The sequence below is a fragment of the Methylotenera sp. genome (assembly GCF_036401095.1).
Taxonomy (GTDB): domain Bacteria; phylum Pseudomonadota; class Gammaproteobacteria; order Burkholderiales; family Methylophilaceae; genus Methylotenera.
Genome location: NZ_DASWWA010000015.1, coordinates 22,655 through 47,899, shown reverse-complemented (window position 1 = coordinate 47,899; position 25,245 = coordinate 22,655). Strand labels below are relative to the sequence as shown.

21 protein-coding genes and 1 tRNA gene are annotated in these 25,245 nt (G+C 45.3%); 13 read left to right on the top strand and 9 right to left on the bottom strand.

Features of this window, described 5'->3' with window-relative positions; translation table 11 throughout:
• The first annotated feature begins 94 nt into the window (after positions 1–94).
• The 3 genes from VGD82_RS08795 to VGD82_RS08785 all read left to right on the top strand — a co-directional run bounded on the left by VGD82_RS08795 (position 95) and on the right by VGD82_RS08785 (position 3,997).
• Positions 95–2,230: a molybdopterin-containing oxidoreductase family protein gene (locus tag VGD82_RS08795; protein ID WP_414684492.1), complete on the top strand. Its 2,136-nt coding sequence runs from the start codon at positions 95–97 to the stop codon at positions 2,228–2,230.
• Positions 2,231–2,352: 122 nt separating this feature from the next.
• Positions 2,353–3,369: a quinone-dependent dihydroorotate dehydrogenase gene (locus VGD82_RS08790; protein ID WP_331020042.1), complete on the top strand. Its 1,017-nt coding sequence runs from the start codon at positions 2,353–2,355 to the stop codon at positions 3,367–3,369.
• 16 nt (positions 3,370–3,385) lie between these two features.
• Positions 3,386–3,997 carry a glutathione S-transferase gene (locus VGD82_RS08785; RefSeq protein WP_331020041.1) on the top strand — a complete coding sequence of 204 codons (612 nt, stop codon included), beginning with the start codon at positions 3,386–3,388 and terminating at the stop codon, positions 3,995–3,997.
• Positions 3,998–4,026: 29 nt separating this feature from the next.
• On the opposite strand, the gene VGD82_RS08780 is transcribed toward VGD82_RS08785, so the two are convergent.
• The 8 genes from VGD82_RS08780 to tgt all read right to left on the bottom strand — a co-directional run bounded on the left by VGD82_RS08780 (position 4,027) and on the right by tgt (position 13,445).
• Positions 4,027–4,668, bottom strand: coding sequence for a trimeric intracellular cation channel family protein (locus VGD82_RS08780; RefSeq protein WP_331020040.1), 642 nt, complete (start codon positions 4,666–4,668; stop codon positions 4,027–4,029).
• A gap of 102 nt (positions 4,669–4,770) precedes the next feature.
• On the bottom strand, positions 4,771–7,044 hold the full coding sequence (gene clpA / locus VGD82_RS08775; RefSeq protein WP_331020039.1) for an ATP-dependent Clp protease ATP-binding subunit ClpA: 2,274 nt from the start codon (positions 7,042–7,044) through the stop codon (positions 4,771–4,773).
• A gap of 38 nt (positions 7,045–7,082) precedes the next feature.
• The gene (gene clpS, locus VGD82_RS08770; RefSeq protein WP_135278575.1) at positions 7,083–7,394 is read right to left on the bottom strand and encodes an ATP-dependent Clp protease adapter ClpS; all 312 of its coding nucleotides are present in this window, start codon (positions 7,392–7,394) and stop codon (positions 7,083–7,085) included.
• A 100-nt stretch (positions 7,395–7,494) separates the two neighbouring features.
• The gene (locus VGD82_RS08765) at positions 7,495–8,766 is read right to left on the bottom strand and encodes an HlyC/CorC family transporter (RefSeq protein WP_331020038.1); all 1,272 of its coding nucleotides are present in this window, start codon (positions 8,764–8,766) and stop codon (positions 7,495–7,497) included.
• Between the two features lie 211 nt (positions 8,767–8,977).
• Entirely contained in the window at positions 8,978–9,943 is a 966-nt protein-coding gene (gene secF, locus VGD82_RS08760; protein ID WP_331020037.1) for a protein translocase subunit SecF, read from the bottom strand.
• A gap of 49 nt (positions 9,944–9,992) precedes the next feature.
• On the bottom strand, positions 9,993–11,822 hold the full coding sequence (gene secD, locus VGD82_RS08755) for a protein translocase subunit SecD (RefSeq protein ID WP_331020036.1): 1,830 nt from the start codon (positions 11,820–11,822) through the stop codon (positions 9,993–9,995).
• A gap of 97 nt (positions 11,823–11,919) precedes the next feature.
• Positions 11,920–12,234, bottom strand: coding sequence for a preprotein translocase subunit YajC (yajC, locus tag VGD82_RS08750; protein WP_331020035.1), 315 nt, complete (start codon positions 12,232–12,234; stop codon positions 11,920–11,922).
• Positions 12,235–12,341: 107 nt separating this feature from the next.
• Positions 12,342–13,445 carry a tRNA guanosine(34) transglycosylase Tgt gene (gene tgt / locus VGD82_RS08745; protein ID WP_331020034.1) on the bottom strand — a complete coding sequence of 368 codons (1,104 nt, stop codon included), beginning with the start codon at positions 13,443–13,445 and terminating at the stop codon, positions 12,342–12,344.
• Positions 13,446–13,629: 184 nt separating this feature from the next.
• Between tgt and VGD82_RS08740 the strand changes: the two genes are divergently transcribed.
• The 6 genes from VGD82_RS08740 (at position 13,630) to VGD82_RS08715 (ending at position 19,475) form a co-directional block, all read left to right on the top strand.
• Positions 13,630–14,280, top strand: a complete 651-nt coding sequence (locus tag VGD82_RS08740; protein WP_331020033.1) for an OmpA family protein — start codon at positions 13,630–13,632, stop codon at positions 14,278–14,280.
• Positions 14,281–14,485: 205 nt separating this feature from the next.
• Complete coding sequence (pssA, locus tag VGD82_RS08735; RefSeq protein ID WP_331020032.1) at positions 14,486–15,268, top strand: CDP-diacylglycerol--serine O-phosphatidyltransferase; 783 nt, start codon at positions 14,486–14,488, stop codon at positions 15,266–15,268.
• Between the two features lie 379 nt (positions 15,269–15,647).
• Positions 15,648–17,186 carry a 2-isopropylmalate synthase gene (locus tag VGD82_RS08730; RefSeq protein WP_331020031.1) on the top strand — a complete coding sequence of 513 codons (1,539 nt, stop codon included), beginning with the start codon at positions 15,648–15,650 and terminating at the stop codon, positions 17,184–17,186.
• 44 nt (positions 17,187–17,230) lie between these two features.
• Positions 17,231–17,887, top strand: a complete 657-nt coding sequence (locus VGD82_RS08725) for a hypothetical protein (protein WP_331020030.1) — start codon at positions 17,231–17,233, stop codon at positions 17,885–17,887.
• Positions 17,888–17,899: 12 nt separating this feature from the next.
• Positions 17,900–18,784, top strand: coding sequence for a drug/metabolite exporter YedA (yedA, locus tag VGD82_RS08720; RefSeq protein ID WP_331020029.1), 885 nt, complete (start codon positions 17,900–17,902; stop codon positions 18,782–18,784).
• A 1-nt stretch (position 18,785) separates the two neighbouring features.
• Positions 18,786–19,475, top strand: a complete 690-nt coding sequence (locus VGD82_RS08715) for an HAD family hydrolase (protein WP_331020028.1) — start codon at positions 18,786–18,788, stop codon at positions 19,473–19,475.
• Between the two features lie 103 nt (positions 19,476–19,578).
• On the opposite strand, the gene VGD82_RS08710 is transcribed toward VGD82_RS08715, so the two are convergent.
• Positions 19,579–20,397, bottom strand: coding sequence for a cytochrome C assembly family protein (locus VGD82_RS08710; protein ID WP_331020027.1), 819 nt, complete (start codon positions 20,395–20,397; stop codon positions 19,579–19,581).
• Between the two features lie 224 nt (positions 20,398–20,621).
• Here VGD82_RS08710 and ffh point away from each other — a divergent pair, with 224 nt between their 5' ends.
• The 4 genes from ffh (at position 20,622) to VGD82_RS08690 (ending at position 25,188) form a co-directional block, all read left to right on the top strand.
• Positions 20,622–21,986 carry a signal recognition particle protein gene (ffh, locus tag VGD82_RS08705; protein ID WP_331020026.1) on the top strand — a complete coding sequence of 455 codons (1,365 nt, stop codon included), beginning with the start codon at positions 20,622–20,624 and terminating at the stop codon, positions 21,984–21,986.
• A gap of 179 nt (positions 21,987–22,165) precedes the next feature.
• Positions 22,166–22,241: transfer RNA gene (locus VGD82_RS08700), tRNA-Lys, on the top strand.
• A gap of 132 nt (positions 22,242–22,373) precedes the next feature.
• The gene (gene rlmF / locus VGD82_RS08695; RefSeq protein WP_331020025.1) at positions 22,374–23,324 is read left to right on the top strand and encodes a 23S rRNA (adenine(1618)-N(6))-methyltransferase RlmF; all 951 of its coding nucleotides are present in this window, start codon (positions 22,374–22,376) and stop codon (positions 23,322–23,324) included.
• 214 nt (positions 23,325–23,538) lie between these two features.
• Entirely contained in the window at positions 23,539–25,188 is a 1,650-nt protein-coding gene (locus VGD82_RS08690; protein ID WP_331020024.1) for a diguanylate cyclase, read from the top strand.
• Positions 25,189–25,245: the final 57 nt, after the last annotated feature.

Genomic DNA, 25,245 nt, shown 5'->3' with positions numbered 1-25,245 from the left:
TGAGTATATATTAGTGAAAAGGTGTAAAAATTAAATCAATCTGTTGCAATCTAATATCACGAATCATCGCTGTATTATTTTTTAAGGATTATTAATGATGAGCGCTCTTACTGACTCTCCTGTTCAAACCTTTCATGGTGGATGCCCACATGATTGTCCAGACACCTGCTCCATGGTGTATACGGTTAAAGATAAAAAACTTATTTCAGTAACAGGTAATAAATCTCACCCCATGACGCGTGGTGGCTTGTGTGTGAAATTAAAAGATTACGAAAAGCGTCACTATCACCCAGATCGTTTGCTCTATCCACTAAAACGTACCGGTCCCAAGGGTAGTAAGCAATTCAAGCGCATTTCTTGGGATGAAGCCTTGGATGAAATTACGAGCAAGTGGAAAGCGATTATTGATGCCGATGGGCCACATGCCATTATGCCGAACAGTTATTTAGGTAACCAAGGGTTGGTGCATGGGCTCAATGGCGGCGATGCATTTTTTAATCGCATGGGTGCAACAGTTTGTGAACGTACTTTTTGTGGCGAAGGCTCTTGTACTGCCTGGTTGCTAACGGTAGGGCCTACAGCAGGGGTAGACCCAGAAAGCTTTGCGCACGCTAAGTATATAGTGATCTGGGCGTGTAACTCAGTGAGTACTAACTTACATCATTGGCACATTATCCATGAAGCACAAAAACAAGGCGCTAAAGTCGTAGTGGTGGATTCTTATGCTTCTAAAACTGCCAAAGAAGCCGACTGGCACATTGCACCGAAACCAGGCACCGATGGTGCTTTAGCCATGGCCATGATGAATGTGATTATTAGTGAAGGTTTGGTAGACCAAGACTACATTGATGAGTACACCGTAGGTTATCAAGAACTAGCCGAGCGTGCTAAAACCAGAACGCCAGAATGGGCGGCGGAAATCACAGGCGTCTCAGCTGCTGATATTCGAAAGTTTGCTCGTGAATATGCGACCACGCCGCCAGCCGTCATCCGTCTGGGCGTAGCACTAGAAAGAAGTTACGGTGGTAGTCAGGCGATTCGTGCTGTAACAAGCCTGCCGGCGCTCATTGGTGCATGGCGTCATGTTGGTGGAGGGGCGTTACAGTTTCCGGTATGGGAGCATCCATATAAATTTGACGTGATTTCACGCCCAGATTTAATTCCGGAAGGGACGCCAGTGGTAAATAACCTGCAACTAGGACGAGCACTCACGGGCGAACTAGACCTTAAAACACCGATTAAATCGATGATGGTATGGAATACCAATCCGCTCACTCAAGCACCGGAAACCGATAAGATAGTCAAAGGCTTGGAGCGTGAAGACCTATTCTTGGTCGTCGCTGAGCACTTTATGTCGGACACCGCGGCTTACGCGGATATTATCTTGCCAGCTGCGATGGGCGCTGAGATGGAGGATATGGTGCTATCGTGGGGGCATTTGTATCTGACTTACAATCAAAAATGTATAGAGCCACCAGGTGAAGCGATTCCCAATAACGAGATATTTAGACAGTTAGCCAAACGCATGGGCTATACCGATGTTAATTTCCAGTGGAATGATACTGAGTGTTTAGAAAACTACGTGGATTGGAATTCACCTACCTGTGATGGTATAGATTTAGATTACTTACGCCAGCACGGCTTTGCACGACTAAAAGCGTTTGGCGACAAAGACACGCGTGCACGTCATGCCAAAGGTGAGTTCCCTACCCCTACTGGCAAATGCCATTTCCTAGTGGAGGGAGCAAAGAACTTTGTGGCGGGACCTTTCCGCCAAATGTATGATGGTTTTCAACCGGGTGAAGATTTAGATAGCTTGCCAGACTACGTGCCATCACGTGAAACGCCAGCAACCAATCCTGAGCTTGCCGCCAAATACCCTTTAAATATTATTTCACCAAAGAGCCATGGCTTTTTAAACTCATGCTATGCCAACGTTACAGAAAAAATTAAGGGGCAAGGCGAGCAGTTTGTGATGATTAATCAGTTAGATGCTACAGCACGTAATATTAAAGCAGGTGATGTAGTGAAAGTGTTTAACGACCGCGGTGCGTTTGAAGGTGTGGCGAGGATATCTGACGATGTGAATGCAGGCATAGTGGTGGCTACGCTTGGTTATTGGCGGCAGTTGAATAATGGTACGGTGAACTGTATCAGCTCGGCAGAGTTTGGGGATATGGGGCACTCGACTACGTTTAGTGATAATTTGGTGGAAGTGGCGTTGGGGTAGTGGTTAGTGTTATCGGATAGTGTTAAGAGAGCTGTATTAGTTGGCTTGTTATAGCTCTCTTTTTTAGCAAGGAGCACTCACCCTCATTTTGGAGATGTTCAAGAATGCAGTAAAATCACGTTATGAATATTTACTCTCTTGCACGTCCTCTATTATTTCAGTTTGATGCTGAATCTGTTCACGACTTTACTTTAAAAAGCTTAAAAACTGCCGAGCGGTTAGGCGTTTTGAAGTTGTATCCATCGGCGCCGATATGCCAGGCTAGACAGGTGATGGGTATTACTTTCCCCAACGCGGTTGGTTTGGCTGCAGGCTTGGATAAAAATGCAGCGGTGATTGATGGCATGGCAGCCCTAGGGTTTGGCTTTATTGAAGTCGGAACAGTTACCCCTAGGCCGCAGCCAGGCAACCCTAAGCCACGTTTATTCCGCGTAGCTGAGGCGCAAGGTATCGTGAATCGCTTTGGTTTTAATAATCTAGGGGTAGATAACCTGATAGAAAACGTGAAAGCGGCCAAATACAAAGGCGTACTTGGCATTAATATTGGTAAAAACTTTGATACGCCCAATGAAAATGCAGTGAATGATTATTTGATTTGCATGCGTAAAGTGTATGCATATGCAAGTTATATCACGGTCAATATCTCCTCACCCAACACTAAAAACTTACGCGCTTTGCAAGAAAAAGATGCGTTGTCAGATTTGCTTGCTACATTAAAAGCAGAGCAGTTGAAATTGGCTGAGCAGTTTGGTCGCTATGTGCCGATTGCTTTGAAAATTGCACCGGATTTAGAGCTTGAACAAGTGAATGAAATTGCAGATTTGCTCATGGCACATAAAATAGATGGCGTGATTGCAACCAATACCACGCTTTCGCGTGATGCGGTGCAGGGGATGCGAAACGCAGCAGAAACAGGTGGCTTGTCCGGCGCGCCAGTACGAGATAAATCCACAGTAGTGATTCAGCAGCTATCGCAGCGCTTACAAGGTGCGCTGCCGATTATTGGCGTAGGCGGTATTTTGAGCGGTGCTGATGCGGTAGAGAAAATCGCCGCCGGTGCTAGCTTAGTGCAGTTATACAGCGGTTTAATCTATAAAGGCCCGCAACTTATTCGTGACGTAGCGCAGGCATTAGGCTAATTTTCATTTTCTGCTGATGACCTTGCCGATTTTATACTCCTATCGCCGTTGCCCTTATGCCATGCGTGCACGCATGGCATTAAAGTATGCTGGTATTGCAGTAGAAATACGTGAGATATCATTGCGCGATAAGCCCTCCCATTTGCTCGAAATCTCCCCCAAAGGCACCGTGCCTGTATTAGTGACTGCAAATGGTGTGGTGCTTGAGCAAAGCTTAGACATCATGTATTGGGCATTGCAGCAAAATGACCCTGACGGCTGGCTTGCGGTAGATGCCACGCAAACACAACAGCTTATTACTGAAAACGATACCAGTTTTAAGCAGGCTTTAGATCGTTATAAATACGCGATACGTTTTCCTGAGCAAGCAATGGAGGATTATCGCTCCCTCGGTGAGGTGTTCTTAACTAAGCTTGAGCAGCAACTGAGTCAAACAGCCTTTTTAATGGGTGCTAAGCTGACGTTAGCCGATATTGCAATCTTCCCATTTGTTCGCCAGTTCTCAGCGGTAGATGCGGTATGGTTTGAGTCTGCAAACTATCCTAAGTTAAAGATCTGGCTGAGTTTGATGCTGTCATCTGCACTGTTTAATAGCATTATGGATAAGCATCCGGTCTACGTTGCGTAGTGAGCCTGCGGTTAACTATAACCCAACGTTTAGTTCGACTCTGTTTTCCAGTGTGGCAGGCGCCATTCAAAATAAATCGCTAAGACACGCAATATCGTCATCAGTGTGGCTGGGATGAAAATGCAAAGCCAGGATGCCAGATGGAGTTGGTTAAGCAAGCATACCAGCAAGCCACCAAAGAACGCAATCACCGCATACGGCTGGTAATCGCTAAAGGCTTTAGGGATTTCGTCGCAAAAGATATCTCGTAATACACCACCAAACACCGCAGTCATCACGCCCATTAAGGTACAGACAATCACTGGTAATTGCTGCTGCAATGCGATTTGTGTGCCTAGCGCTGCATATAAACCCAAGCCTAGGGCGTCAGGGATTAGAATAGCGCGCTCGGTGAGTTGTATATGTTTATTGCGCATAAACAACATGGCCAGCATGCATACGCACAGCATAAGCCATATCCAGTTGGCGTGATCAACCCAGAAGAAAGGGCGTCGATCAAGCAGCACATCACGTAAGGTGCCACCACCAAAGGCTGCTACCCCTGTTACCACAAACACACCAAAGGCGTCCAGCTTCTTTCTGGCACCAGCAACTAGTCCGGAAAGGGCGAAGGCCGAGGTGGCAAAAATCTCAATAGCCACTTGTAGTGTGGATGCAGTGACATCTACCATGGCTTATTACCTTAATAGCAAATAGCGACTGTTTGTTCACTCAAGCACACAACTACATCGTGTATTGCTACGCGATGCATGTCAGCAAACAGTCTACGAGATTTAAGTGGTTGCTAAGTCTTTAGCTTCGTTCTGATTATTTTCTTCAAAGATGAGTTTTACTTCGTCTTTGTCATCAATATCCACGTGTACATTGCCGCCGTTAGCCAATTTGCCAAATAGCAATTCATCAGCCAGCGCTTTACGGATGGTGTCTTGAATCAGCCTTGCCATTGGGCGCGCACCCATTTGTGGGTCAAACCCTTTTTTGCCGAGGTAAGTTTTGAGTGCGTCACTAAATGTAGCCTCAACTTTTTTCTCATGCAACTGGTCTTCCAACTGAATCAAGAATTTATCCACGACGCGGATAATGATGTCGTGTGACAATGCGGTGAACGAAACGGTAGCATCCAACCTGTTACGGAACTCAGGAGAGAATAGGCGTTTGATATCTGCCTGTTCATCACCAGCTTGTTTTGCTGTAGTAAAGCCCATGTTAGATTTAGATAAACTCTCAGCACCAGCATTGGTGGTCATAATGATGGTAACGTTTCTAAAGTCTGCCTTACGGCCATTATTATCGGTAAGCGTACCGTGATCCATCACTTGCAATAAGATATTGAAAATGTCTGGATGCGCTTTTTCAATTTCATCTAATAGCAATACGCAGTACGGATGCTTGGTGATTGCTTCGGTCATCAGGCCGCCTTGCTCAAAACCTACATAGCCCGGAGGCGCACCAATTAAGCGTGAAACTGCATGGCGCTCCATGTATTCACTCATGTCAAAACGAATCAGCTCTATGCCCATGATGTAAGCCAACTGTTTAGCCACTTCCGTTTTACCAACACCAGTCGGCCCGCTGAACAAAAAGCTACCAATCGGTTTGTTATTTTGGCCTAAGCCGCTGCGTGCCATTTTAACGGCAGAAGACAGGGCTTCAATTGCTTTGTCTTGACCAAATACCACTGCTTTCAAGTCGCGCTCTAGTGTTTTCAGCGCGTTGCGGTCGTCTGAAGAGATGTTTTTGGGCGGAATACGCGCAACTTTGGCAATAATGTCTTCAATTTCTTTATTGCCAATGACTTTCTTCTGTTTAGACTTTGGCAAGATGCGTTGTGCCGCGCCCGCTTCATCAATCACATCAATCGCTTTGTCTGGCAGGTGACGGTCATTGATATATTTAGCAGATAACTCTGCCGCTGTGGCGAGCGCCGCTGCTGTGTATTTCACGCTATGGTGCGTTTCAAAGCGTGATTTCAGCCCTTTGAGGATCTCAATTGTCTCAGCTACGCTAGGTTCTACCACATCTACCTTTTGGAAACGGCGAGATAGCGCGTGGTCTTTTTCAAAGATGCCACGATATTCTTGGTAAGTGGTTGCGCCTATGCATTTGAGAGAACCATTAGATAGCGCTGGCTTTAATAGATTGCTGGCATCTAAAGTGCCACCGCTGGCTGAGCCTGCACCAATCAATGTGTGAATTTCATCAATAAACAGAATCGCGTCAGGTTTTTCTTCCAATTGTTTCATCACTGCTTTGAGGCGTTGCTCAAAGTCGCCACGGTATTTGGTACCTGCAAGTAGCGCGCCCATGTCGAGTGAGTACACCACGGCATTTGCAAGCACATCCGGAATGTCTTTTTCTACAATACGGCGAGCTAATCCTTCAGCAATGGCAGTTTTACCAACACCAGCTTCACCTACAAGTAATGGGTTGTTTTTACGGCGGCGGCATAGCGTCTGCACCACGCGTTCTAGCTCAGATGCACGACCTATCAGCGGGTCTATCTTCCCTGCGACAACCTGTAAGTTCAGGTTGAGGGTATAGTTCTCAAGTGCGCCATTAGGTGCGGCTTCTGCCTCGGCTTCTTGCTCACCACCTTCTGGTTTAGCAGTTTCGCCAATTTTTGAAACGCCATGTGAAATAAAGTTGACGATGTCTAGGCGAGTGATACCTTGTTGATGTAAGAAGAACACAGCATGTGAATCTTTCTCACCAAAAATAGCTACGAGCACGTTCGCGCCCGTCACTTCTTTTTTACCTGAAGACTGTACATGCAACATTGCGCGCTGGATTACACGTTGGAAGCCCAGCGTTGGTTGCGTATCCACATCATCTTGCCCAATTACTGTGGGAGTGTGTTCTTCAATGTACTGGTTTAACTCGGTACGTAATGTTTCTAACTTGGCACCGCAGGCACGCAAAACCTCAGCCGCGGTTGGGTTATCAATCATTGCGAGCAGCAAATGCTCAACCGTGATGAGCTCGTGGCGTTTTTGTCTTGCGTCCATAAACGCCATGTGCAAACTAACTTCTAATTCCTGCGCTATCATCTCGGTACCTAACTTTCTATTATGTATCTCGCCTACATTTATGCCATTTCAATGATGCATTGCAATGGATGCTGCGATTGCCTTGCATAGCTCACTACTTGATTCATCTTTGTTTCTGCAATGTCTTGTGGGTAAATGCCACATATACCTGCGCCCTCAGTATGTACTTTGAGCATAATTTGCGTTGCTTGTTCACGGCTCTTGTTAAAAAAACGCTCAATCACTTCAACAACGAACTCCATTGGTGTGTAGTCGTCATTTAACAGTAGCACTTTAAACATGGGGGGTAATTTTGGTTTTGCAACCTCAGGCTTAAGTGCAATGTCATTTTCGTGCGGTTTATTTGCCATAGTATGAGTCTATTTTGAGCCAAACTGAAAAAAATTCAAGTCTAATTTGGTGTATCTTGAAGAGATATTATTGCGAACTGGCAATCAGCGATTGCCTAGGCTAAGGGAAGATTTTGACGCTTTTTACAATTCTATCTTGTGTCTGCAAGATCTCGAGGCGATGAGGGCCAATTTTGAAGCTGGTGTTAGGCTCAGGAATGTCTTCAAAATGTTCAAGAATCAAACCATTCAGAGTGCGAGGACCATCAAGCGGCAGTTCAAGATTTAATTTTTTATTAAGGTCGCGTAAGGTGCTGGTGCCATCGGCTAGCCAGCTACCGTCTTCTTCCTGATGGTAGCTGCCAAGTCTTGAAGGCAACTGGGTATTAAAGTCACCAATCACTTCTTCTAAAATATCTTCTAAGGTGACTAAACCTTTTAATTCGCCATATTCATCAACTACTAGCGCAATTCGCTCGTGGTTTTCTTGAAACTGCTGAATTTGTGTAAATAGCGGCGTGCCTGATGGAATAAAGTAAGAGTCATCAATCACTTCAAGCAGTGCGGCTTTACTAAAATCGTCTCGCTGGTAGTGTTCACGTAACTGGTTGATTACTCTACGCACATGCAAAATACCAATGATTTCTTCTGACTCACCCTGACGCACCGGCAGGCGGGTGTGGTGTGTATTGGTGATATGGCTGAGGATGTCTTCTAATGGCGCATCAAAGTTAATGCTTTCAATCATGGTGTGCGCCGTCATGACATCATCTACAGTGATTTTTTCCAGCTCAAATAGGTTTAGTAGGATAGTGCGGTGCTTCTTGGGCATAAAGTGGCCAGCATCAGTCACAATGCTACGTAACTCATCCATGGTGAGGGATTGTGCTTGCGCATCAAAATTCACTTTAACCCTAAGTAGGCGTAACAAGCCTACGACAAATAGATTAACAAACCATACGATTGGGTACAGCGCTTTTAGTAAGGGGTACAAAATGTAGCTGGCAAAAAATGCGAGCTTTTCTGGGTAGGCCGCCGCGATAACCTTAGGTGAGATTTCGCTAAACACTAAAATAGCAAAAGTCACGGTCATAGTGCCAAACATGAGTGTCCATTCACCCTCACCAAACAGTTCAACTACGATAATAGTGACTAGAGTGGCAGATGCAGCGTTGGCAAAGTTATTGCAGAGTAGGATTACGCCTAGTAGCTTATCTGTTTTTAGTAGCAAAAATGTTGCTAGCCTAGCGCCGCGGTGCCCTTGATTTGCTAAATGCTTTAAACGATAACGGTTAACCGACATCAAGCTGGTTTCAGCCAGTGAGAAAAAGCCTGAAATTAAAAGCAGAATAGCTAGGGCGCCAAGCTGCCAGGAAATGGGTATGTTGTCCAAAGTATGATGTGATGGTTACTACGAGAAGGTAGTGTATACGTGATAAGGGCTTAGAACAAGTGCCGTGATTCTCTTTGTGTTATTGTAGAAGCTACTGTTACTGTATTGCGGGTGATTTTCAGAGAGGCGGTTGTCGCAGGGTGTCGTGTGTAGAGGTATCCCATGGCGCTACAACAACATTTCGATTTATTGTTGTAGCGCCATGGTTGTTTTAAGCAAATTCTGATGGGTCTGGATCAGGATGTGTTTCTTTTTTATCGCCGTCTTTCTTTTCCACGTCACTCATTAAGTTGGCACGGCTAACGCCTAACCACATGGCAATCGGGCAAGCTACCAGTACTGATGAGTAAATACCAAATAAAATACCAATAGTCAGTGCTAGTGCAAAGTTATGTAACACTTCACCGCCAAATAGCAGCATAGACAACACCATCAGCTGTGTAGAGAAGTGGGTGATGATGGTACGTGACATGGTGCGTGTAATCGCATTATCAATCACGTGAGTGACGCTAGCTTTACGCATTTTACGGAAGTTCTCACGCACTCGGTCGAACACCACCACAGATTCGTTCACTGAGTAACCCAATACAGCAAGCACTGCAGCTAGTACGGTCAGGTTGAACTCCCATTGGAAGAACGCGAAAAAGCCCAGAATAATAATCACATCATGCATGTTCGCAATGATTGCCGCAACTGCAAAGCGCCATTCAAAACGTAGTGCCAGATAAATCATGATACCTGCAATTACCAATAGCAATGCTAACGAACCTTTTTCATACAGCTCGGTGCCCACTTGCGGGCCTACAAACTCAATGCGGCTCATTTGTACTGAGTCGTCTACTGCTTTAAGCGAGCCTAATACCTTGTCTGAAAGCTGTGCACCGGTAAGGCCTGTTCTGACCGGTAAGCGAATCAATACGTCACGGCTAGTACCAAAGTTTTGTACGGTGGCATCTTTCAAGCCGATGCTATCAATCGTGGTACGAATCTTGGTTAAGTCTGCTGCATGCGGGTAGTTCACTTCAATCATTGTGCCGCCCGTGAAGTCCACACCAAAGTTCAAACCGCGTGTAGCAAGAAACACAACAGCAAGGATAAAGGTAATCATGGAGATGGCTGTGGTTAGACGGCCATAGCTCATGAAGGGGATGTCTTTTTTTACTCTAAAAAATTCCATAGTTTTTACTCTATATTTTTGTCTGAGGGCGCTAAATTAACTGGAGCGCTTAACCAATTGAAAGGTGTGTTGTTTTACGACGGCTACCGTAAACCCAGTTAACAATCGCACGTGAAACCACTACCGCACTGAACATAGAGGTGAGGATGCCAAGTACATGCACAACTGCAAAGCCTTTAACCGGGCCTGTGCCGAATAAGAATAAGGCAATACCTGCAATCATAGTGGTAACGTTAGAGTCTAGAATCGTATCCCAAGCGCGGTCATAGCCAATGTGGATAGAGGCTTGAGGCGTATTGCCGCTGTGTAGCTCTTCACGGATACGTTCATTCACCAGCACGTTCGCGTCAATTGCCATACCCAGCGTTAGCGCTACCGCTGCTAGTCCTGGTAAGGTTAATGTTGCTTGTAGCATAGACAGTATAGCCACGAGTAGTAACAGGTTAATACCTAGTGCCAATACTGAAATCCCACCAAATGCTAGGTAGTAAATAATCATGAATACTGCGATGGCAGCGAAACCCCACAAGGTAGAGTGCATGCCGCGTTTGATGTTCTCTTCACCCATGCTTGGGCCAACGGTACGCTCTTCAATGATGTCCATTGGTGCAGCCAATGCGCCTGCACGTAATAGTAAAGAAATATCCGTTGCCTCTTGCGTGTTTGCCATGCCTGAGATTTGTACGCGGCCGCCACCAATCTCTTCGTTAATCACAGGTGCGGTGACTACTTCGGTGTTGCCTTTTTCAATCAGCAAGATAGCCATACGTTTGCCCACGTTTTCACGTGTTACTTGCTGGAATACGCGTGCGCCGCGTGCATCTAGTGTTACGTTCACTACTGATTGCCCAGTTTGTCCGTTTACACCAGGGCCCGCATCGGTAATGTAGTCACCAGTGAGTACCACGTTCTTTTTCACCAGAATAGCGCGACCTTCGCGGTCTTTAAATGCATCGGTACCAACAGGTGCTTGGCCTTTTTGAGCTTTTTCCAAAGTCATTGCATCTGACTTTTCTTCATCTACCAAGCGAATCTCAAGCGTAGCGGTGCGGCCTAAAATTTCCTTAGCCTTGGCGGTATCCTGCACGCCAGGTAGTTGAACCACTACACGGTCTGTGCCTTGCTGTTGGATAATCGGCTCGGCAACACCTAGCTCGTTGATTCGGTTGTGTAAGGTTTGAATGTTTTGTTTTAATGCAAATTCTTGAATACGTTTTTGCTCAATCGCGTTCAATGAAGCGCTCAGTACAATGTCTTCGCCATTGACGCTATCTTTAAGCGTAAGGTCCGGATATTGGTTGCTGATGATTTTTCTGGCTTTAGCTAGTTCAGTCGCACTGGTGAAGCGGATTTGTACGGTTTGACCTTCGCGAGTAACGCCAGCGTATGAAACACGCTCTTTACGTAATGCGGTTCTGAAGTCACCAACAAAGCGTTCTGCGGCCTTGTCTAAAGCCGCTTTCATGTCGACCTGCAGCAGAAAGTGCACGCCGCCACGTAAGTCTAATCCCAGGTACATAGGTTTAGCACCTATGCTGCGTAACCAGTCTGGCGAGCGTGATAGCAAGTTTAAGGCGACGGTATAGTCGCTGCTTAGATTTGCCTGTAGTAGGTCTTTGGCCTTGATTTGCGTGTCGGTATTTGCAAAGCGCGCTTTTACACCGCGTGCATCTAAATAAATACCGTCGTATGCAATTTTCTCTTTTTGCAGGATCTGTTCTACTTGCGCAAGTAAAGCGGGGTCAACCTTGCTGGTACTTTTTGCGGGTGTGACTTGAATTGCAGGCGATTCACCAAACAGATTGGGGATGGCGTAAATCAACCCCATCAGAATCATGAAGACAACAAAAATGTTTTTCCACAGTGGGTAGCGGTTCATAGTCAGACTCTAGTCAACGGTTTGCAGTTACTTAGTAGCAGTGGTGCAAGTGTTTAGTTAAATTTAGGATGGTGCTTAAGGGTTAAAAGCCTTGGGCTTAGATGCTTTTAATCGTACCTTTTGGCAATGCGCTTTGAATTGCATGCTTTTGCACGGTGATTTCAGTGTTCGCTGCAATCTCAAGCGTAATAAATGTATCGGTTACTTTAGTGACCTTACCAACGATACCGCCAGAAGTGACTACTTCATCACCTTTTTGTAGCGCTGCAATCATGTTACGTTGTTCTTTTGCTTGCTTCATCTGCGGACGAATAATCATAAAGAAGAACAGTAAAAAGATTACGATCAGTGGTAAAAAGCTAGTGAAATCTGTAGCAGGCGCTGTTGCAGCATAAGCATTTGAAATAAACACGATATAACTCTCTTTAAAAAAACTTAAAAAATGATCTAAAAATTAGCCTTTAATTCTAGCACATACTGTATCTGAATGCAGACGGTGCAGATTTTCGTTCAGTTGACTCAGGTCAAGCTTTTGCGCTTTGCTGCAAATTCTTGCTTGAACGTGTCAAACGTACCTGCTTCAATCGCGTTACGCATACTAGTCATGAGTTGTTGGTAATAATGCAGGTTATGTATGGTGTTGAGGCGTGAGCCTAAGATCTCGCCAATTCTGTGCAAGTGGTGCAGATATGCACGCGTAAAGTTACGGCAGGTATAGCATGTGCAGTCTGCATCCAGAGGGTTGGTGTCGTTTTTGTAGCTGGCATTTTTAATTTTCACGTCGCCATATTGCGTAAATAGCCAACCATTGCGTGCATTGCGCGTCGGCATAACGCAGTCGAACATATCCACGCCTTGTGATACGGCCGCGACTAAATCCTCAGGCGTGCCGACTCCCATCAAGTAACGGGGCTTCTCTTGCCGCATCTTGGGAGCAGTATGCGCCAATATACGCAACATATCCTCTTTAGGTTCGCCTACTGAAAGGCCGCCAATTGCATAACCATCAAACCCAATTTGCTCTAAGCCTTCGCGCGAGACGTCACGTAGTTCTTCGTGCATGCCGCCTTGAATAATGCCAAACAAGGCATTCGGGTTGCCTTCGTGCGCTTGCTTACTACGCTTTGCCCATCTGAGTGAAAGCTGCATAGAGTCGTTTGCCTCTTTGAGAGTGGCAGGGTAAGGCGTGCACTCATCAAAAATCATGACAATATCTGAGTTCAAAACACGCTGGATGCGCATAGATTCTTCTGGGGTGAGGAAGCATGAGTCACCATTGATAGGGGAGCGGAATTTAACTCCCTCTTCAGTAATCTTGCGTAAATCACCTAGACTCCAAACCTGGAAGCCGCCTGAATCGGTGAGGATTGGCTTATCCCAGCCCATGAATTTATGTAGGCCGCCATGTGCCGCAATCACTTCTAGCCCTGGACGCAACCATAGATGAAATGTATTGCCGAGTACGATATGTGCATCAATCTCGGTTAGTTCTAGCGGCGACATGGCTTTAACTGTACCGTAAGTGCCAACTGGCATGAACGCAGGCGTTTCAACTTTGCCGTGCGCTAGTTCTAAAGTGCCGCGACGCGCGAGACCATCTTGTTTGTGTAAGGTAAATTGCATGGTAAAACAATAATATTTTGAATGTCGCGATACTAACATAATATGTTTATGTTTGTAGGAGTCAGCTAATGCTGACATGCTGTAACTTAGTGGGCTTAATATGCTGAATGTTGAACCTTATTAAAACTATTTTGGCTGGCTGCAATCCAACGGTTAGCATTAATATAAATATCTGGAGGGTATTATGAAAAATACAATGGTAGTAAGCTCGGTAATATTAGCTTTGGTGCTTGGTGGTTGTGCCAATATGACAGAAACCCAAAAAGGGACGGCCAAAGGCGCTGCGATAGGTGCCGGTGCCGGTGCTGTTGTAGGTGCGATTGCCGGTAAAGGTAAAGGTGCTGCGATTGGCGCAGCAGTCGGTGCTGCTGCAGGTGCAGTTGCTGGCAACGTTTGGACTAAGCGCCAAGAAGAGCAAAAAAAGAAAATGGAAGAAGCGACCGCTGGCACTGGCGTGGGCGTGACGCAGACCGCGGATAATCGCTTGAAGCTAGACATTCCTAGTGATATTTCCTTTGATGTGGGTCGTGCCGATATCAAATCAAATTTTAGAACTGTGCTGGATACTTTTGCTACCAGTTTGATGGATAATCCAGCAAGTAACGTGACCGTGATTGGTCATACAGACAGCACAGGTAGCGACGCTGTTAATAACCCGTTATCGTTAAACCGTGCTGCGAGTGTGCGTGATTATGTTGCAGCGCGTGGCGTGGCATCGAGCCGTATTGCAATTGAGGGCAGAGGCTCTCGTGAGCCTTTAGTTGCCAATGATACTGCGGCAAACCGGGCAAAAAATCGCCGTGTGGAAATTTTTGTAGCAGAACCAGCTAAATAAAATAAGCTATGGTAGCTAAAACAAGGCCGGCTATTTGCCGGCTTTGTTTTGTAGGGTGGGTTGCTATCCGTATTAAGATTAAAGGTCAGTGTTTTATAAAAGTTTAAAGTGAACAGTGTTTAAATTTGATTTCGAGTATCGCAACAGGCTTTGTTATACTAATCAAAATTTAAATATGATCATATATAAAGGTATGATGTAAAACATGATTGAACCTAAACAAAAAACATTTCGTCGTAACTCTGACTCACCGTCTTTACGTGAGCGCGGTATTTATTTATTGCCTAATTTATTTACTTCTGCCGCTTTGTTTGCTGGTTTTTACGCAATTGTACAGGCCATGAATAGCAACTTTGAGCAGGCTGCAGTTGCGATTTTTATCGCCATGGTGATGGATGGCCTGGATGGCAGGGTTGCGCGTATGACGAATACACAAAGTGCTTTTGGTGCGGAGTACGATAGCTTGTCTGATATGGTGTCATTCGGTGTTGCACCAGCGCTTATCTTGTATGTTTGGGCGCTTAAACCTTTAGGTAAGCTGGGTTGGATTGCAGCATTTATTTATTGTGCTTGTGCTGCGCTGCGCTTGGCTAGATTTAACACCAAGCTGGATGACGTGAATCAAGATAAACGTTATTTCCAAGGTCTGCCTAGCCCGGCCGCTGCCGCTTTGCTGGCTGGCTTTGTTTGGGTGTCTTATGAGTATGGTGTGAATGGCCGCGACGTATTTTTTGGCGTGTTGCAAATGAAATGGATGGCATGGTGCATTACAGTATTTGCGGGTGCCTCTATGGTGAGTGATCTACGTTATTACAGCGGTAAAGACATTAACTTAAAAGCGAGCGTGCCATTTTTTGTCATCCTCGGCATTATGTTGGGCTTTGTATTGATTTCATACAGTCCGCCAGAAGTATTGTTTTTGATTATGACAATCTACGCACTTTCAGGCTATGCGATGTGGCTGCGTGGGAAATTTACTGCCAGATAGTTTAAACCCAAGTTCAAGTGCTTAAGAAATATACCTTAAGAAATAAACAAAGTTAGTTAAGATTTATTGATCATCATGATAAATAAATTCAAATACTTAAGCACTTGCGAAACCACTTAAAAAACATTATATTGCTAGAACTATGTTCAATTTCAATATTACATTTACTCAGTATGCGCTGCATCAACATGCCAGTGCCGATTTGCTACGCAAATTATCTGCTTTACGCCTTCTTAGCTTTCTGCGCTAGTGCGCAGACTAAACATACCCCCAATTCAAGTATTACTACGCGCATCCATTGTTTGCATGAGATGCCAGCTAGCAGCCTGTTGCCTTGTCGTGACCGGCTCAAACAAAATAAAAACTTAAGGTAATTATCATGACACAAGACCAAATTATTATTTTTGATACGACATTGCGTGATGGCGAGCAGAGCCCAGGTGCCGCAATGACCAAAGAAGAGAAAATTCGTATTGCACGCCAGCTTGAGAAGTTAGGCGTTAACGTGATTGAGGCTGGCTTTGCGGCGGCGAGCCCTGGCGATTTTGATGCGATCCACGAAATTGCAAAAATTATTAAAAACTCAACCGTCTGCTCATTGGCGCGTGCCAGCGAGAACGATGTACGTCGTGCTGGTGAGGCAATTAAACCTGCGGCAAAAGGGCGAATTCATACATTTATTGCCACCAGCAAAATCCATATGGAAAATAAACTCCGTATGACAGAAGATCAAGTGGTTGAGCGCGCGGTACAAGCGGTGAAATGGGCGTTGGAATATACAGATGATGTTGAGTTCTCTGCTGAAGATGCGGTGCGCTCAGATATGGATTTCTTGATTCGCGTATTCGATGCGGTGATTCAAGCCGGTGCTAAAACCATTAACGTGCCAGATACCGTAGGTTATTCTATCCCTGCGGCATGGGGCGAGCGTATGCGTGAATTGATTGCACGTGTGCCTAACAGCAATAAGGTAGTATGGTCTACGCATTGCCATAATGACCTTGGCATGGCAGTGGCAAACTCATTGGCTGCGGTAATGGGCGGTGCGCGTCAGGTTGAATGTACGATTAACGGTTTAGGTGAGCGTGCAGGTAATGCTAGTTTGGAGGAGGTAGTCATGGCGGTGAAAACACGCAGTGATATTTTTAACTTAACCACCACGATAGATGCGACCCAAATCGTACCAACCAGCAAGTTGGTGTCTTCTATCACCGGTTATCCGGTACAGCCTAACAAGGCGATTGTAGGTGCAAATGCGTTTGCGCATGAGTCTGGCATTCACCAAGATGGCGTGTTGAAGCATCGTGAGACTTATGAAATTATGCGTGCTGAAGATGTGGGTTGGAACGCAAATAAATTAACTTTGGGTAAGTTGTCAGGCCGCAATGCATTTAGAACCCGCTTGAAGGAATTGGGCATTGAACTTGAAACTGAAGATTTGTTAAATGCAGCGTTTGCGCGCTTTAAAGATTTAGCAGACAAAAAGTCTGAAATTTTTGATGAAGACTTACATGCTTTGGTAAGCGATGAGTTTGTGTCTGAAGCCAGCGAGAACTATAAATTGGTGTATTTGCAAGTAGCATCACAAACCGGTGAAGTACCGCATGCTTTGATTACAGTGAGCGATAACGGTAGCGAGAAAAAAGCGGAAGCTGATGGCGGTGGTCCTGTTGATGCATCCTTTAAAGCGATTGAGCGTATTGTAAACAGTGGTGCAGAGTTGTTGCTTTACTCAGTAAATAACATCACCAGTGGTACAGATGCGCAAGGGGAAGTTACTGTGCGCCTTTCTAAGGGCGGACGTATTGTGAATGGCCAAGGTGCAGATACTGATATCGTTGTAGCTTCTGCAAAAGCTTATTTAAATGGTTTGAATAAGTTACATAGCAAACTAGAGCGTGCGCATCCTCAAGTATAGTTTTTGAATGCAGACGTGTTGTTGATACTAAGTCGGGCGAATCCATGAGTTTGTTAGGGCAGATGAAGCTTCAGGCGCAGCAAACGCTTGAGGAGAAAAGCAATCAAAGCAAGCTAAGTGCTGATTCGCTCGCTTTGCGTAATACAAAGCTTAAAGAGGTGTTTAATTATTGGCGTGAATTCTCAGAGCTAATCCGAGTGATTGAGCCTGAGTTTTCCCATGTAATTTCATTGCCCAGTATCGGTGATTTGTCTGAGTTAAGGGTGACCGAGCCTTTTGCTGAGTATCGATATAAACTCTTGAGCAATGAGGCTTTCTCGGATGAGATTAGCCATGTTTCATTATTCTACTTTTACAAAGCACCACAGGTGTTTAAGTTTGAGCGGGAATTAGGCATTGCACAGCGCATTAAGGATGTGTTGTGGCGTTATGGCATTGTACATACCGCTGAAGATGTGAAAAATGAGCATGCACGGGTGGCTGCGGTGTCTTTTACTATTCCTTGGCAAGTCAAAGGCTCAATTTTGGTCACGGCATTATCTGATTCTGAGGTGTTGCACTTTTCACTAAAGAATATTGCAAAGCTTGGTGAGATGGAGCTAGAGATGCCGTTTGATCAGGTGGACGCAACGTTTTTGGATGAGCTTTCTAAGCTGCTGCTCGGGCAGAACAACTTTTTTTGGAAACTTGCTAAGTTCTAGCAGGGTAACAATATGCGTCTACGTATGAGTCGGCAATCGCTTTTGATTGTGTTGGCATTGTTCTGCACCTACTTTATTTGGGGCTCAACCTATTTAGCCATCCGTTTTGGTATAGAAAGCTTTCCGCCATTTTTAATGGGAGGCATACGCTTCACCATCGCCGGGGCGATTTTGTTTGTGGTGATGCGTTACCTAGGTTCTGCCATGCCTACTGGCCGTGAATGGATTGGCGCTGGCGTGGTTGGCTTGTTGCTACCTGCATTGGGTAATGGCACCGTGTGTTATGTGCAGCAGACAATTTCATCCAGCGTTGCGGCGTTATCAATTGCCACTGCGCCGATTTGGATGGCGATTTTTTCCTCAATTTGGGGGCATAAAATTACGCTAAAAGAGTGGCTGGGCATTGCCATCGGTCTAGCTGGTATTGTATTGCTCAATTTAGGTGGCAGTTTTGAAGGCGATTTTACTAGCGCTTTCTTACTGATCTTCGCTGCAGCGAGCTGGTCGTTTGGCTCGGTGTGGGGTAAGCATTTAGCGATGCCTGCAGGCTTGATGGGCGCTGCGTGCCAGATGCTTGTGGGAGGGCTTGCGCTGTTGTTAGCAAGTGCTTACGCCGGTGAGTCATGGCCGCAGCAAGTGTCACCTAAGTCATGGGGTGCGCTGTTGTTTTTGATTGTGCTGGGGTCGTTAATTGCATACAGTGCATACCAGTACTTGCTTAAGACAGTGCGGCCTTTAGTAGCCAGCAGTAATACTTTTGTAAACCCCATCGTGGCATTTGCGGTAGGAATCTGGTGGGCAGGCGAGCATGTGACCATGGTTGAATTGGCGGCGTTAGGTGTGATTCTGGTAGGTGTGTTTTTAGTACTTTCTGTAACGAACGATAAAGATATTTAATATGAAACAAGACGTAACTCCAACGCAGAATTTAGCGTTGTTTGATTTAGATAATACTTTGCTGGCTGGTGATAGCGATTACAACTGGGGCATGTTTTTGATTGGTCAGGGCTTGCTGGATGGCAAGACGCACCAAGAGCGCAATGACCAGTTTTACCAAGATTATAAAAACGGTAATCTGGATATTTATAAATTCCTTGAGTTTCAGCTAAAGCCGTTAAGTGAACACTCTAAAGAGTTTTTAGATACGCTACATTTGAAATATATGGAGCAAGTGATTCGCCCGATGATGACCGTGAAAGCACAGGAGCTAGTGGATCAGCATAAAGCGGCTGGTGACTTGTGCGTGGTGATTACAGCGACTAATAGCTTTGTGACTAAACCGATTGCTAGCGCATATGGAATTGAGCATTTGATTGGTACCGACCCAGAAATGGTAGACGGCAGATACACCGGTGGCGTGCAAGGTGTGCCGAGCTTTCAAGAAGGTAAGGTAACGCGTATTAACGCATGGTTAAATGCGCGTGGTCAGCAATTGGGTGACTTTGCGAAAAGCTATTTTTATAGTGATTCACACAATGATTTACCGCTAATGAAGTTAGTGACTAACCCTGTTGCGGTTGATGCAGATCCTACGCTTACTAGTTATGCAGAGCAACATCAGTGGCCGCGTATTAGTTTGCGCTCATAGCTGAGTGAGGTCGGCGCCTAGACACAGCGCAGGTCGATTTTTCGCTACGTATAAATTAAAAAACAGCCTCGGGCTGCTTTTAACGTTTTTACCTGTCTAAGTGTTAGTGCCCTAATAATATCTGCGACACAAACTTGCTGCCAATATAAGCCAGCACTAGCAGGACAAACCCGGTTAGGGTCCAGCGGATAGCTTTTAATCCGCGCCAGCCATATTGGTATCTGCCAAACAATAGTGCTGCATAAATAAACCAGCTAGCAATCGAAAAGATGGTTTTATGATTGAATTGCACAGGCTTATGGAACAAAGCCTCAGAGAACCACATGCCGCTTACTAACGTGGCGGTGAGTAAAATAAATCCAAACCCTATCATTTTAAATAGCAGGCTTTCCATCACCATTAATGGCGGGAAGCTAGGCAGTTTAATCAACGTGGTTTTATGGTGCAGGTTGCGTTCTGCAATGGTCATCAGCAAGGCATGTAATGCGGCAAACGTAAATAGGCTGTAAGCGATCATGGCTACCCAGATATGCGCAATAAACAGCGGATTACCAGACTCAGGCAAGAAATGTGTTTCGGTAAAGAAGGCTGGCAGTAGTGAGAAGATGGCAGCAGGTGGCAATACAAACGCCTGTAAGCTGTACAGCTGATGATTGCGGTCTGTTACCCAATACACCAACACTGTTAACCAAAGTATTGCCGAAATCGACTGATAAAAGCCCAAATTAAAACCGATAGCGAAAATGCTTTGGTGTAATAGCCAACCATGAATCAGCAAGCCCAAAGCAATCATGGCTGAGTGCAGTTTTAATGCATCTGGTTTTATATTGGCATGGCTTGGTGCTTTTGCATCGCGCCAGAAGTCAATAGCCACTGCCATATAAATGAACGCAACAATAAAATAAGGAATCAATTTTTGCATAGTGCAATTATGGCGCAATTAGCGCGTAAATATAATAGCTGAGATTAATAAATATAAGATTTATCACATCGCTCACTACGCCAGTGGGCACTATTGCAATCGGGCTGCCAATAGTGAAGTTTAAACTTACTTAATATATTGGATTGATTAAACAAATGTATTAATAGGACAGGTCTGGCGCTTGATGTAAAATTAGGCCTAATATTATTTGTACGAGTATAAAGATGCTAGAAAATTTGACCGAGCGCTTGCAGGGCGTCATTAAAAATCTACGTGGGCAAGCACGCTTAACTGAAGAAAATATCGCCGATGCGATGCGTGAAGTGCGTATGGCCTTGCTAGAGGCTGACGTTGCCTTGCCGGTAGTGAAAGATTTTATTGCTGCGGTGAAGCTGCGCGCGCAAGGTAAAGAGGTGTTGCAGAGCCTAACCCCAGGTCAGGCAGTGATTGAGGTGGTAAATGATGAGCTGACCTCACTCATGGGTAAGGCTAATGAGGGCTTAAATCTGGCAGCAGTGCCTCCGGCAATTATTTTGATGGCTGGTTTACAGGGTTCAGGTAAAACCACCACTTCTGCAAAGTTAGCAAAACTATTAAAAGAGCAAAAAAAGAAAGTGTTGCTGGCGAGTGCCGATGTTTACCGTCCAGCCGCGATTGAGCAGCTTAAAACACTGGCAAAACAGTTGGAGATTGAGTGCTTTGACAGCAATGCCACTCAGGCGCCGCTTGATATTGCCACTGCAACTTTAGATTTTGCCAAACGTGGTTACTACGATGTGGTGATTTTCGATACGGCAGGTCGCTTAGGTATTGATGAAGCGATGATGGCGGAAATCAAAGCATTGCATACCTTCTTGAACCCGATTGAGACCTTGTTTGTGGTTGATGCGATGCAGGGTCAGGATGCGATTAATACAGCGAAGGCTTTCGGCGATACTTTACCGTTAACTGGTGTTATTTTAACCAAGCTGGATGGTGACTCGCGCGGCGGTGCTGCATTGTCAGTGCGCCATGTGACAGGTAAACCAATCAAGTACATTGGTGTCAGTGAAAAGGTGGATGGCTTGGAGCCATTCTATCCAGACCGTATGGCATCACGTATCCTCGGTATGGGTGATGTACTTGGCTTGATTGAGCAAGCGCATAAAAATGTAGATATGGCAGAGGCGCAAAAGCTTGCCGATAAAGTTAAATCAGGTAAGAACTTTGATTTAGACGACTTTAAGGCGCAAATGTCGCAAATGCGCAAAATGGGGGGTATGGGTGCGCTGATGGATAAAATGCCGTCACAGCTGGCAGGTATGGCGGCTAAAGTGAATCCTGACGATGCAGACAAGAGCATTCGCCGTATTGAAGGCATTATTAATAGCATGACACCGTTGGAGCGCCGTAAACCTGAGCTGATTAAAGCGACACGTAAAAAACGTATTGCGGATGGTTCTGGCGTGCAAGTGCAGGAAGTGAACCGTTTGTTGAAGCAATTTGAAGAAACGCAGAAGATGATGAAGATGTTTAGTAAAGGCGGCATGGCAAAAATGATGCGCAGTATGGGTGGCTTGATGGGCGGTAAACTACCTGGAATGCGTTAATGCGCTAGTTAGGGTGAATCAGTGTATTTTAGTAAGTCTTGTTAAAACAATCTCTTACGAAAAATAGAAAACTTTTTTACAAAATAATTAAGTTATTTGTGAATTTCTCATTGACCAACCTGATAGTTTCTATATAATGGCGACCTTTCGTAAGTAACGCGGTTAGTTACGAAATGAATGGGGTGTTAGCTCAGCTGGTAGAGCAGCGGACTTTTAATCCGTTTGTCGTGGGTTCGATCCCCGCACACCCTACCAAGATATATAAGGCTTAATCAGAAATGATTAAGCCTTTTTTCTTTTGTACTATCACCTCCGATTAGCGCTATTATTTAATCCATCTGCAAGCATCTTTGGATGCTGTCTTTTTAATCTGCCTATCAAGATATTTTGAAACCTGAAAATACCAAATCTGCGTTGCATCCGCGTAATCGACATCGCGAGCGCTATGACTTCGATGCGCTGATTCAAACTAGCGCCGCGCTAGCTCCGTATGTGCAATTAAATGCGTACGGTGATGCATCTATTGATTTTGCAGATGCGCAAAGTGTTAAGGCGCTTAACCAGGCCTTGCTTAAACAGTTTTATGCGGTGGATGTTTGGGATATTCCTAAACATTATTTATGCCCACCCATCCCTGGGCGTGCGGACTACTTGCATTACCTTGCTGATTTACTGAGTGAGGTGCATGGTATGGTGCCGCGTGGGCCATCTGTGCGCGTGCTGGATATAGGCGTAGGGGCGAATATGATTTACCCGCTGATTGGCACGCGTGAATATGGCTGGCAGTTTGTGGGTGCGGATATCGACGCTAAGGCACTGCGGAATGCGCAGCAGATTGTGGATGCGAATGCACTAGCCGATGTAATTGAGCTGCGTTTACAGGCTGCACCCTCCTCTATTTTTAAGGGCATGATTCAGCCGGGCGAGTCATTTACATTGACGATGTGTAATCCGCCGTTTCATGGCTCATTAGCTGAGGCACAATCCGGTACACAGCGCAAGTGGCGAGGGCTAGGCAAGCATGTGACGAAGCTTGGCGAGGGTGACAAGCCTGCTGTATTAAATTTTGGAGGCCAAGGTGCGGAGTTGTATTGTGAAGGCGGTGAAGAGACGTTTGTAGTGGCCATGGTTAAGGAAAGCAAGCAGTATGCAGCCCAGTGTTTATGGTTTACCACGCTCATATCAAAAGCCGCTAACTTGCCTAGTGTTTACCGTGCACTCAAAAACGTGCCGGCACGTGAGGTGAAAACGATAGAAATGACGCAAGGTCAAAAGCAAAGTCGCATTGTGGCTTGGACATTTTTAGATGCCAATCAACACAGGCAGGTTTTAGGGTGATGTGACGGATAATCTGCCCATGTAATAGATGTCAAATACGTATGTGATACATAATCAAACAGCCTAGTCGATTCAGATTAGGCTGTTTGATTTTAGCTAGCTAGTTGGCGTTGCAAAAGTGGCTAGTGGATATGTATATTTCTTGACAAGCTCTAGTGCTGGTAGCACAGTGGATATAAGTAATGGTAGCTTGTTAAATTGATTGAAAGTCAACATGATGGCTAGCAAACAACAAGAAAATACACCCGCTATTAAATTCATGTTTGTTTTGGCGCTGGATGCGCTCGTTTGCGAGCATATAGAGGGGAATGCCAAACCTCTAACCGGATGGAGCTCTGCGCAGTTATCAGCATCCAGTCCCGCACTCAAAAGTTTATTTCATCCAGATGACCTAGATATCTATGATGTCATTTTCTCACACACATCTCAGATTGAGCCAGTTAGCCTGACGTTTCGGATTGTTGATAAAAAGGGGCAGGCTAAGATACTGAGGGCTTCCTATCAAAAACATCTAGATGTGGATCATTTAAAAACGCTTATCACGCTCACACTTGCTCAGCCTGAGGTTAATCTCGATGTTGCGCAAGGCATGATGTATAACAGTTTCGTTGCGATGCTGGAAAATACGGATGACTATATCTATTTTAAGGATATCAACCATCGCTTTACCAGTGCTAGCCAAACGATTGTGAATGTTACACATGGCATTACGCATTGGTCAGATTTGATTGGTAAGACCGACTATGATGTTTTATCTAGAGAGTATGCCGATATTTATTACACCCTGGAGAAAAAGATTTTTAATGGTTTTTTACCTATGGCACAAGAGGTGCAGCCGCTGTTAGATAACCATGGCAAGCATAGCTGGGTGGATAACCGAAAGTACGCCATAAAAGATAAGGACGGCAATATTGTTGGTTTGTTTGGCATCGCCAGAGATATTACCGAGTTAAAGCAAGCCGAGGCGCAGCTGCGTAAAAGTGAAGATAGAATGCGCCTTGCGTTACTGGCCGCTAGTCAGGCTTGGTTTGATTTAGAAATTCAGACAGGTGAGATGACAACAAGTGATGAGTACTCCCAAGTGCTAGGTTATGCAGAAGGTGAGCTAGATCATAGCTTGCAGGAGTGGCAGGCAGCATTGCATCCCGAAGATAGTGCTAAGGTGATGTCTATTTTAAATACGTGCATGGCAGGGGGAGACTCGGCCTCTGTAGATTATAGACGTCGTGCAAAGAATGGAGATTGGGTTTGGATGAGTAGTGTGTTCAAGGTGGCTGAGTTTAATGAACAGCTACAGCCGGTGCGCATGATAGGGGTGCATGCCAATATTAATAACCGTAAATTGTTGGAGCTAGAGCTTAGCCAGAAGGCGCAAATTGATTACCTGACGGGGCTAAATAATCGCGGTCATTTTATGGAGCAGGCGGAGAAAGAGTTAAGCCGAAGCCAGCGCTATGCAAAGGAAATGGCCATTTTTATGATGGATATCGATTTTTTTAAGAAAATTAATGATAGTCATGGCCATAAAGTTGGCGACATAGTGCTGAAAAAATTGGCGGAAGTATGCCGCCACACTTTACGTGAAGTTGATATTATTGGGCGTGTCGGTGGTGAGGAGTTTGCTATTTTGCTGCCAGAAACCAATCGCGCAGAGGCGCTTGAAGTGGCTGAGCGTTTAAGGCTGGCAGTAGCTGATTCTAAAGTTCCGATGAGGGATGGATTGCCTGTGCAATATACGGTTTCAATCGGTGTGTCTTCTGTGGTATCCCCTGATGACAATATTGATATGTTGCTTAGCCGCGCAGATAAAGCGCTTTATCAAGCAAAGCAGACAGGGCGTAATCGGGTGTGCGCCGCCATTTAGCACTTGTTGCATATAGTGCTGCATTTTTCGTGTTGGCTAAGCTGGCAGCATGTTAAA